Raw genomic sequence first — 10125 nt, forward strand, 5'->3', positions numbered from 1 at the left:
AGACGAGGGTGTTCCCGGCTCGTCAAACCTACTGGGTTCAGGGCTTCACGGTGCTGTGGTGTTGGAAGGGCCATTGCGCCACCGGACGCGCCAGCAGCTCCTCGGGCGGGTCGGGCAGCCGCGGGGGAGTGGCGTTCCAGCGCGCGATGACCACGACGCGGTCCTGGCCGCCCAGGTAGACGTCGGCGCCGGCGAAGTGCTCCGTGGCGGTGAGTTCCGGCACGGCGGTGGCCTCGACCCACGCCAGCAGGTCCTGCTGGCGGCCCGGCGCGGCGCGGACTTCCCACATCAGTGTGTCGCTCATGGCCGCGACTCTACTGCGCCGATCGTCGCCGATCCGACCGCAGTCACGGCCGAATGGCTTCGCAGCAACGGTTACGTGCCGCGCGGGGACCGGCTTGCTTCCGGCCGGATCAGCAACGGCGGCACCGTGGGCACGGCAGTGGCCGACGCGATGTCCTCGGCGGTCAGGCGGAACGCTTCGGGGTAGTGCTCACGCTCGGTGCGGCGGGCCGGTTCCGTGCTGCGCCAGGCGTAGCGGCAGCGCGCGCACTGGTGCACGGTCCACACGCCGGCCACGGGGGAGTCGGCGAGCTTCGTGATGTCGGGGTGGTCACACCGGGGGCAGGTCACGGGCGGGGCTCCTTCCGGGGCGGTCATCGGGCGGCCAGCCTGCGCAGTTTGTCCACCCACGCGGCGGTTTCCGGCAGGTCCTTCACCGGCTGGCTGAAGTGGCCGCGCGCGTCCGGCGCGACGGGGGTGGTCGCGTCGATGATCATCTTGTGGGTGATGCCCGCGGGGTCGGCCGCCGGATCCAGGGCGACCACGGGCAGGTTCGGCAGCACCATCACGTCGCCGGCCGGGTTGACCTTCGTGGAGACCGCCCACATCACGCGGGGCAGGTCGAACGGGTCCACGTCCTCGTCGACCACGATCACCGTCTTGAGGTATCCGAGGCCGTGCGGCGTGGTCATGGCGCGCATGGCGACGCTTTTCGCGAAACCGCCGTAGCGCGACTTCGTGGAGATGATCGCGAGCAGGCCGTGGGTGTACATCGCGTTGACGGCTTGCACCTCGGGGAACTCCGCCGTGAGCTGCTGGTGGACCGGCACGCAGGTGTTGGCGGCCATGAGGAAGTCGATCTCGGTCCACGGCATGCCGAGGTAGAGCGACTCGAACACCGGGTTCGTGCGGTACGAGATCCGGTCGATGCGGATCACGGGCATGCTGCGTCCGCCCGAGTAGTGGCCGGTGAACTCGCCGAACGGGCCTTCCAGCTCACGTCGGCGGCCGACGATCACGCCTTCGGCCACCACTTCCGCGCCCCACGGCACGTCGAGGCCGGTCAGCGGCGCGGCCGTGACCGGGGCGGGCGCGCCGCGCAGGGCGCCGGCCAGCTCGTACTCGTTCTGGTCGTAGGCCAGGGGCGTGGCGGCGACGATGGGGATCACCGGGTCGTTGCCCAGCGCGATCGCCACCGGCAGGTCCTCGCCCGCGCGCTCGGCCTTGGCCAGCTGCAGCGCGATGTCGTGCATCGGCACCGGCTGGATGCCCAGCTCGGCGCGGCCTTTCACCTGCAGGCGGTAGATGCCGACGTTCTGCTTGCCGTCGTTGCCGGGGTCCTCGGGGTCGCGCGAGACGACGGCGGCCTTGTCGAGGTAGAAGCCGCCGTCGCCGTCGTTGAGGCGGAACAAGGGCAGCACGGAGAACAGGTCGACGTCGTCGCCTTCGAGCACGTTTTCCGCCCACGGCGGGTTTTCGCGGCGCTCCACGGGCACCGGGAACGTCTCCCAGCGGCGGATGAACTCCGCGACCTGGTCCTTCACGCCCGTGCCGGCGGGCAGCCCGAGCGCGAGCGCGTGGTTGGCCCAGGAGCCGTGGACGTTGAGGGCGACGCGGGCGTCGGTGAAGCCTTCGAGGTTGTCGAAGTACAACGCGGGGGCGGCGTCACCGAGCTTCGGCGCGGCGTTGGCGGCCGCGGCGAGGTCCGGCTCGGGGGAGACCGGCTCGGTCACCCGAACCAGCTGACCCTCCTTGTCGAGCTTGGTCAGGAACGACCTGAGGTCGTCGTGCGGCATGGGTCCTCCTGCGGGTGGTGGGAGAAGGCCGGCATCGGCGGCGGCTCCTCCGGTTCCCCGGCTCAATAAGTTCGTATACGAACCGTTCGCATTCATACTAACATGGCGATCATGACGAGCCGGATGGACGAGTCGGTCTTCCACGCGCTGCGGCGCGCGATGCAGGAGCACGGCGCCCGTTGGCAGGCGAAGCTGCCGGGGCTCACGAAGCCCCAGTACGCCGTGCTGGTGGCGATCTCGGAGACGCCGGGCCTCGATCAGGGCGCGGCGGGGCAGCGGGCGGCGACGGACAAGGCGACGCTCGCGAACCTGCTGCTGCGCCTGGAAGAACGCGGGTTGATCACCCGTACGGTGGGCACCGACCGGCGCCGCCGCGAGCTGCGGCTCACGCCGGCGGGGGAGGAACTGCTCGCCGCGGCGATGCCCGTCGTCGATCGGGTGAACGAGTCGATGCTCGCCCCGCTGGACGACGACGAACGCCGTCAGCTGGTGGCGCTGCTCACCAAATTGGCGATCTGAGGCCCGGTAGGGTCGGGCGATCGGCACCGGAGCTGAGGAGGGCACGTGGCGGGACCGCTGAGCGGACTGAAGGTCGTGGAGCTGGCCGGGATCGGCCCGGGTCCGCACGCGTGCATGGTGCTCGCCGACCTGGGTGCCGACGTCGTGCGCGTGGAGCGCCCGTCGGGCTCGCTCGACCTCACCGGCGGCAAGGCGGACCCGCTGCTGCGCGGCCGGCGTTCCGTCGCGGCCGACCTGAAGACGCCCGAGGGCCGCGACCTCGTGCTGCGGCTCGCGGCGAAGGCCGACGTGCTCGTGGAAGGCCTGCGTCCGGGCGTCACGGAGCGGCTCGGCGTCGGCCCGGCCGACTGCCACGCGCTCAACCCGCGGCTGGTCTACGGCCGCATGACCGGCTGGGGCCAGGACGGCCCGCTCGCGCAGCGCGCCGGGCACGACATCAACTACATCGGGCTCGTCGGCGTGCTCAACGCGATCGGCCGCGCGGGCGAGCGGCCGGTGCCGCCGCTCAACCTCGTGGGCGACTTCGGCGGCGGGTCGATGTTCCTGCTCGTCGGCGTGCTTTCCGCGCTATGGGAGCGCGAACGCACGGGCCTGGGCCAGGTCGTGGACGCGGCGATGGTCGACGGCACGAGCGTGCTCGCGCTCATGGTGTGGTCCTTGCGCGGCTTGGGCGTGTGGTCGGACGAGCGCGGCGTGAACCTGCTCGACGGCGGCGCGCCGTTCTACGACACCTACGTGTGCGCGGACGGCCGCTACGTCGCCGTCGGCGCGCTGGAGCCGCAGTTCTACGCGGCGCTGCTTGCCGGGCTCGGCCTGGAGGCCGCGGATCTCCCGCCGCAGCTGGAGAAAACGAGCTGGCCGACGCTGCGGGCCGAGTTCACCAAGGCGTTCCTCTCGCGCACCCGCGACGAGTGGGCCGAGGTGTTCGGCGGTGTCGACGCGTGTGTCACCCCGGTGCTGGAGCCGGACGAGGTCGCCGCGCATCCGCACATCGCGGCGCGCGCCGGCCTGGTCGAGCTGGACGGGATCCTGCAGCCGGCTCCGGCGCCGCGGTTTTCGCGGACGGCACCGGATCTGCCGTCCTCGCCGCCGAAGCCGGGCGCCGACACGGAAGCGGTCATCGCCGACTGGGGAGTGTGACCGGTTCCTCGCTGCGTCGCGGGGCCAGCGTCAGCACGGCCACCGCGATCGCGGCGCCGCACGCGCCGACGAAGACGAACACCGCGGTGTAGCCCAGCGACAGGGAGATCTGGCCGACCAGCAGCGGGCCGAACGCATTGGCCAGGCGGCCGGCCCCGTAGCAGAGGCCGGTGGCCCGCGCGCGGATCTCCGCGGGGAACAGGCGCGGCGTGTGGGAGTACAGGAGCGCGACGAGCGTCTGGTTCAGCGCGGCCACGAGGAAGCCGAAGACCACGATGGCGGCGGGGGCGAACGTCAGTCCATACGCGACACCCGCGCCGGCGAACAGCAGGCTGAACACCGTGACGGGGCCGCGCAGCGCGAAGCGGTCGGCGACGGGCCAGGCGAGGAGCGCGCCGGGGACCGCGCCGAGGGTGGTCAGCGCGGTGTAGCCGACGCTGTGGGTGACGGTGAAACCGTGTTCGTGCAACAGGGCCGGCGCGAACGAGGCGAACCCGTAGTAGCTGAGGGTGAGGAAGATCCAGACGCTCGCGAGCATGATCGTGCGGCGGGCGAAGCTGCCGCGCAACAGCCGCAGCGGTGTGCCGGGGACGCGCCGCGGCGCCGGTGATTCCGGCAGCCACCGGGTGATCACCAGCGGGACGACACCGAGCGCGCCGAAGACGAACACCAGCCGCCAGCTCTGCGGGCCCAGCCCGACCACGGCTCTCGCGAAGAACGCCATGGCCGGGATGCCGAGCAGCCCCACGGCGAGCGTGCCGGCCTGGACCCGGCCGCGCTGGTGCTCGGGGATGAGCTCCGTCAGGTAGGTGACCGCGACGACGGTCATCGCGCCGAGCCCGCAGCCGGTGAGGAAACGGGTGGCCAGCAGGCTGACCGTGTCGAAGGCGCCCGCGGTGGCCAGGGAACAGACGGAGAACCACAGCACGGAGCCGCGCAGCGCGCGCTTGCGTCCGGCTCGCTCGGCCACCCGGCCGCCGGCCGTGGCGCCGGCGAACATGCCGAGGAACCCCGCCGCCGTCACGACGGAGATCCCGCGCAGGCCGAGGTTCAGCGCGTGGTGGACGGCCGGGGCGACGTAGGCGAAGGAGTTGATGTCGGCCAGCTCGAACGCGAAGCACAGCGCGAGGGTGCCGGCCACTTTCCGGTGGTAGCGCGTCCAGGGGAGGTGGCCGAGCCGGGCGGGCAGCGTCACATCAGTCCCTTTCGGACCTCAGTGCGAAGCGGAAGTGCCGGGGCCGCTTCGGTTACCGCGGCACCGCCCCGCCGAGGGTGGTGGCGGGGCGGCACCTGACCGGGCGCGGTGGGGTTACCAATCGGCGCCGGACACCACCTCGACGGGCGGCGTGGTCTCGGCCCCGAGCGCGCACGCGAGAGCGGCGAGCTCGGCGGTCTCGCGGGGTTGAGCCGGCGGGTTCACCAGTCGGCCTTGCGGGCGGAGGAAATGAGGTTCGTCGTCACGGGACAGGCTCCTTTGCTCGATCGGCGGATGGGGCACGAGCGGGGAGAGGGGAAGTCTCGGTGTGGAAGGTGCGGGCGGTGCCGGGTCTCGGATGCTGAGGTCTCCGAAAGCGAGGTGTCGGAAAGGGTGCTCTCGGGATCAGCGGTTTCCCCGGGGACAGTGCGCAGGGTTCGGAACCAGCGTCTCCCCGAGGGAGAACTCGCGATCGGGAAGCTCGGAGCGGGAGGTGGAGACGGTGGCATGGCCGCGGCACGCGCCCGTCGGCCCTGCCCGCGGTCACCGGTCGGCCCCCTCGGCCGGCCGGGTCCGCCACGAGCAGCACCGCACGATCGGGTACCGCGCCCTGGCCCCGCGCGGCGGTGGACCGCCGTGTCGCCCCGGGGCCGAGAACGTCGGGCACTCCCGCGAGGAGTCCGTCGGCGGACCGCAGGCTGCGCAGGGTTGCCTCGGAAGGGGTCACGCGCACCCGTGCGGAGGACTCGGGAGCCCTCGGGTGAACGAAACCGGCGACCATGATCACGAAGCGTAGGGAGACGTCTGGCGGCGAACAACGCCATCGCGCGGCGGGATCATTGCGCGCGACGCAACGGTCGGGACATGCGTTGGCCGTGGGCGCGGGCGAGGCGCGCGAGGGTCTGCACGCTGTCGGCGACGGTGGAGCTGCGGTGGCGCGCCAGGAAGATCGTGCGGCCGGAGAACGACGGGTCGTCGATGGGGATGCGGGTGATGCGGGGGTGCTGGTGGTCGTTCATGCCCTCGGGCACCACCGACACGCCGATCCCCGCGCCGACCATGGATTCGACGACGAACAGGTCGTTGCCCTCCACCGTGATCCGCGGGACGAAGCCGGCCCGCGCGCACGCGTTCACCATGTGCGTGCGGCTGCTGGACCCCGGTTCCATCGCGACGAACGGCCGCTCGCTCACCTCCCGCAGCGACACACGCTCGCGCCCGGCGAGGGCGTCGCCGACCGGGACGGCCAGCAGCAGCGACTCGGTGAACAGCGGCTCCACCACGAGGTCCGTCTCGGTCGGTGCCACCGACGAGAAGCCGGCGTCGGCGTCTCCGCGCAGCAGCATCTCGACGACACCCGTGGCCGGGCTCTGCGTGCAGCGCAGGCGCAGCTCGGGGCGTTCGGCGAGCAGATCGGCCAGCACGCACGGCACGAACCCCAGTCCGAGCGAGTACGTGTGCGCGATCCGCAGGAGCCGGTGCGGCTCGCCGGCGTCCGCGAGCGCCGCGCCGACGGCGTCGGACCGCGCGCGCAGCACGGCGTGGGCCTCGCGCACCAGCACGTGTCCCGCCGGCAGCATCCGCACGCGGCGGCCGTCCTGCTCCACCAGCCGGATCTCCAGCTTCCGCTCCAGCGCGCGGATCCCGCGCTGGACCGTCGCCACGCTCACGCCGAGCTCCGCGGCGGTCTGCCCGAAGTGCTCGGTGTCGGCGAAACTCAGCAGCAGCTCCAGGTCCGCGAAAGTGACCTTGCCGGCGCGTCCGTCGTCCACCCGTCCGATTATCCGCCGAGGGCCGAGGTGACGGATGTCGCTGCGAATGTCACGTTTTCGGCCTGGTCGTGCGGGATGTCGTTCCACCAGTGGCGATGGAAGTGCCGGGCGATGTGGGAGACGGGTCCGAAAGTACCGGTGCCGCTGCCCCGATGGTCATTTCGGCGGCCCGATCCCGTTATCGTCAACCGGATGCGGGGGCTGGGGGCGGATTTCCGACGGTTGTGGTGGGCGTTCACCGCGAGCGAGACGGGCTCGGCGATCGGCTACGGCGCGATGCCCCTCGTGGCGGTGCTGATCCTGCACGCGTCCGCCGCCGAGGTGTCGCTGCTCGCCGCGATCCCCGGCCTCGCCGGCGCGCTGATCTCGCTGCCGATCGGCGGGTTCGTGGAGTTCCGGCGCAAGCGGCCGGTCATGATCACCGCCGACGTCGTGCGGTTCGCCGCTCTCGCGAGCGTGCCGGCGGCCATCGGGTTCGGCGTGGTGTCGCTGGCCCAGCTGTACGTGGTCGGGGTCGTGCAGACGGTCGCGCTCGTCGCCTTCACCGCCGCCAGCGGAGCGCACCTGCGCGCACTGGTCACCGTCCGCCAACGCGCCGAAGCGGCCAGCCGGTTCGAGGCCGCCAGCTGGACGGTGAACTCCGCCGGCCCACCCGTCGGCGGTGTGCTGGTCTCGCTGACCGGCCCGGCCGTCACGATGCTGATCGACGCCATCTCGTACCTCGCCTCCGCGCTCGGCGTGCGCTCACTCCGTGCCCCGGAGCCTCCGCCACCCGCGCGCACCACCCCGGCGCACGCCGGCCGCGACCTGCTCGACGGCTGGCGCTACGTGCTGCACAGCCGCGAACTCGCGCTGCTGTTCGCCAACGCGCTGCTCTTCGGCTCCGCCGTACTGGCCATCTCGCCGCTCGAAACCGTGTTCATGCTCGACGACCTGGGTTTCGCCCCGTGGCGGTACGGACTCGTCATCGGCCTGCCCTGCCTCGGCGGCGTCCTGGGCGCCGCCTTCGCACCCCGCCTGGCGGCCCGCTTCGGCACGCGCCGGGTGCTGATCTGCGCCGGGATCGCCCGGACGCCATGGGTGCTGGCCATCCCGTTCGTGCCGCGTGGCCCCGGGGGCGTGCTCGCGTTCCTCGTGATCGACACCCTGCTGCTGCTCGCCGCCGGGGTGTTCAACCCGCTGTTCAGCGCCCACCGCATGACGTTGACGCGCGAGGACATGACGGCGCGCGTCCTCGCCGGCTGGTCCGCCGGCGGCCGCCTGGTCCGGCCGTTGTTCATCGTGGCCGCGGGCATCCTCGCGAGCGTCACTGACGTCCGCGTCGCGATCGCCGCCGCGGGTGTCCTTTGTGTTCTCAGCGTCCCGTTGCTCCTGGTCCCCGGAACCCGGGAAACCAGCGCCGAACCTGATTCGGTCACCCCTGCCACCGGCGGCTAGCGTGAGACCCATGGATCTCCCCGACGACCTGCGTGCTCTGCTCGAACAGCCGAGCCTCTGCTTCATCGCCACGACCATGCCCGACGGCTCGCCGCAGCTGACGCAGACGTGGGTGGACACCGACGGCAAGCACATCCTCGTCAACACGGTCGAGGGTTTCCGCAAGGTGCGCAACATCGCGCGCGACCCCCGCGTGGCGCTGAACATCGCCGACGCGACGCACCCGTTCCGCTACTTCACCGTCCGCGGCCGCGTGCTCGACACGACCACCGAAGGCGCGGCCGAGCACATCGACAAGCTCGCCCACCGCTACACCGGCCGCCCCTACCCCTGGTACGGCGGCCGCGACCAGGTGCGGCTGATCCTGCGCATCGAGGCGGAGCACATCAGCTCGATGGGCTGACGCAGCCGCCCGGTGAGCCGTCGGCGAGAAACTCGGCTGCACGGCCCGGCGGCCTGACCTAGCCTCCCGGGCATGTTCGAGTACCACGGCTGGATCTCGCTGCGCTCCACCGCCGAAGCGGTCGACGACGAACCGCCCCTGCGCTTGCCCGAGATCCGGGCTGCGACCGACGAGCTCGCCGGCTACGCGCTGCTCGATCTCCAGCCGCTCAACGGGCAGTACTCCATCCACCTCGGGGGCAAACCGAACCATCGAGGTACGCACGGCCCGGCAATCCTCGACCTGTTCAGGAAGGTTGGCCGGCTCGCCCCCGGTTCGTACGGGCTCCTCCACGTCCACGACGACGAGGATCCCCTCCACGCCGACGAGTTCCGCGTTTACCGGCTGGCTCGCGGGGTCCTCACCGAACACCGCGAGCCTCTCCTCTCGCCGGTCATCACCACTCTCGAAGACGCGGACTAGAACAGCCGCACCGGCAACGACTCGTGCCCGTTGGTGATGAACGACGCCACCGGGCGCAGGTCTTCGGCGGGCACGGCCAGCGCCAGCTCCGGGAACCGGGCGAACAGCGCGGGCAGCGCGGTCTCGGCCTCCATCCGGGCCAGCGGGGCGCCCAGGCAGTAGTGCACGCCGTGGCCGAACGCCAGTGACGACTTGTTTTCCCGCGTCACGTCGAAAATCGCGGCATCGGGGCCATGGCACGCCTCGTCGCGGCCGGATGGGCCGAACGACGCCAGGATCGGGTCGCCGGCGTGGATGGTGGTGCCGGCGACGTCGAGCTCGGCCAGGGCGTAGCGCAGCGGCAGGTGGGAGACGGGCGACTGCCAGCGCAGGGTTTCGTCGATCACGTCGGGCCAGCCGCGGTCGCCGTCGAGCACGAGGCGCAGCTGCGCGGGGTGGGTGAGCAGCGCGGTCACGGACTGGTCGAGGAGGTTGACCGTGGTCTCGTGCCCGGCCGTGATCACGAGCATCAGCGAGTCGAGCAGTTCCGCGTCCGTCAGGGCGGAGCCGTCGTCGTCGCGGGCGGAGATGAGGACGGTGGCCAGGTCGTCGCCGGGTTCGGTGCGGCGCGCCTCGACGAGGTCGCCCAGCAGCTCGTACAGCCGCGTGACGTTGGCAGTCGCCTCCTCCGCCGTGGCCGACGTCGCGAACAGTCCCGCCACGCCCTCGCGCAACCCCGGCCGTGACTCCTCCGGCACGCCCACGAGCCGGCAGATCACCTCGATCGGCAGCGAGTAGCAGTAGTTCTCGCGCAGGTCCGTGTGCGCGGGCCCGGCGGCGAGGTCGTCGAGCAGGGCCTCGGTGAGCTCTTCGATCCGTGGGCGCATGCTCTCGATGCGCCGCGGCGTGAAGGCCTGCGACACCAGCGAACGCAGCCGGCAGTGCTCGCTGCCGTACGCGGTGAACATGTTCTGCACGGACACCCAGATGTGCAGCGGCCAGTCTTCGGGGATCTCGCCGGCGCGGTAGGCGGGCCAGTGCCGCCGCGGGTCCTTGGACACGCGCGGGTCGGTGAGCAGCTGTTTCAACACCGCGGGGCTCGTGACCGCCCACGCCCGCACGCCGCCCGGCAGCTCGACC

11 protein-coding genes are annotated in these 10125 nt (G+C 72.0%); 5 read left to right on the top strand and 6 right to left on the bottom strand.

What is annotated here, in order from left to right; translation table 11 throughout:
* Nucleotides 1-37: 37 nt before the first annotated feature.
* From AB0878_RS37360 to AB0878_RS37370, 3 genes are all read right to left on the bottom strand, one after another.
* Nucleotides 38-304, bottom strand: coding sequence for a hypothetical protein (locus AB0878_RS37360; protein WP_366585495.1), 267 nt, complete (start codon nucleotides 302-304; stop codon nucleotides 38-40).
* A 71-nt stretch (nucleotides 305-375) separates the two neighbouring features.
* A complete protein-coding gene (locus AB0878_RS37365) occupies nucleotides 376-633 on the bottom strand; it encodes a non-oxidative hydroxyarylic acid decarboxylases subunit D (protein WP_366585497.1) in 258 nt (85 codons plus the stop codon).
* A gap of 23 nt (nucleotides 634-656) precedes the next feature.
* Entirely contained in the window at nucleotides 657-2078 is a 1422-nt protein-coding gene (locus AB0878_RS37370; RefSeq protein WP_366585499.1) for a non-oxidative hydroxyarylic acid decarboxylases subunit C, read from the bottom strand.
* 111 nt (nucleotides 2079-2189) lie between these two features.
* Between AB0878_RS37370 and AB0878_RS37375 the strand changes: the two genes are divergently transcribed.
* Nucleotides 2190-2597, top strand: coding sequence for a MarR family winged helix-turn-helix transcriptional regulator (locus AB0878_RS37375; RefSeq protein ID WP_366585501.1), 408 nt, complete (start codon nucleotides 2190-2192; stop codon nucleotides 2595-2597).
* 45 nt (nucleotides 2598-2642) lie between these two features.
* Nucleotides 2643-3737, top strand: coding sequence for a CaiB/BaiF CoA-transferase family protein (locus AB0878_RS37380; RefSeq protein WP_366585503.1), 1095 nt, complete (start codon nucleotides 2643-2645; stop codon nucleotides 3735-3737).
* Here AB0878_RS37380 and AB0878_RS37385 read toward each other — a convergent pair.
* Together AB0878_RS37385 and AB0878_RS37390 are read right to left on the bottom strand one after the other, a co-directional pair.
* Complete coding sequence (locus AB0878_RS37385; RefSeq protein WP_366585505.1) at nucleotides 3715-4932, bottom strand: MFS transporter; 1218 nt, start codon at nucleotides 4930-4932, stop codon at nucleotides 3715-3717. The two genes, AB0878_RS37380 and AB0878_RS37385, sit on opposite strands and share 23 nt — an antisense overlap.
* An 836-nt stretch (nucleotides 4933-5768) precedes the next feature.
* Complete coding sequence (locus AB0878_RS37390; protein WP_366585507.1) at nucleotides 5769-6704, bottom strand: LysR family transcriptional regulator; 936 nt, start codon at nucleotides 6702-6704, stop codon at nucleotides 5769-5771.
* Between the two features lie 192 nt (nucleotides 6705-6896).
* Here AB0878_RS37390 and AB0878_RS37395 point away from each other — a divergent pair, with 192 nt between their 5' ends.
* The 3 genes from AB0878_RS37395 to AB0878_RS37405 all read left to right on the top strand — a co-directional run bounded on the left by AB0878_RS37395 (nucleotide 6897) and on the right by AB0878_RS37405 (nucleotide 9006).
* On the top strand, nucleotides 6897-8141 hold the full coding sequence (locus AB0878_RS37395; protein ID WP_366585509.1) for an MFS transporter: 1245 nt from the start codon (nucleotides 6897-6899) through the stop codon (nucleotides 8139-8141).
* 10 nt (nucleotides 8142-8151) lie between these two features.
* On the top strand, nucleotides 8152-8544 hold the full coding sequence (locus AB0878_RS37400; protein ID WP_366585511.1) for a PPOX class F420-dependent oxidoreductase: 393 nt from the start codon (nucleotides 8152-8154) through the stop codon (nucleotides 8542-8544).
* Between the two features lie 72 nt (nucleotides 8545-8616).
* Nucleotides 8617-9006, top strand: a complete 390-nt coding sequence (locus AB0878_RS37405) for an Imm7 family immunity protein (protein WP_366585513.1) — start codon at nucleotides 8617-8619, stop codon at nucleotides 9004-9006.
* On the opposite strand, the gene AB0878_RS37410 is transcribed toward AB0878_RS37405, so the two are convergent.
* Nucleotides 9003-10125: cytochrome P450 (locus tag AB0878_RS37410; protein ID WP_366585515.1), on the bottom strand; the 1123-nt coding region annotated here is incomplete at its 5' end. The genes AB0878_RS37405 and AB0878_RS37410 overlap by 4 nt on opposite strands.

The sequence above is a fragment of the Amycolatopsis sp. NPDC047767 genome (assembly GCF_040704195.1).
Lineage (GTDB): Bacteria > Actinomycetota > Actinomycetes > Mycobacteriales > Pseudonocardiaceae > Amycolatopsis.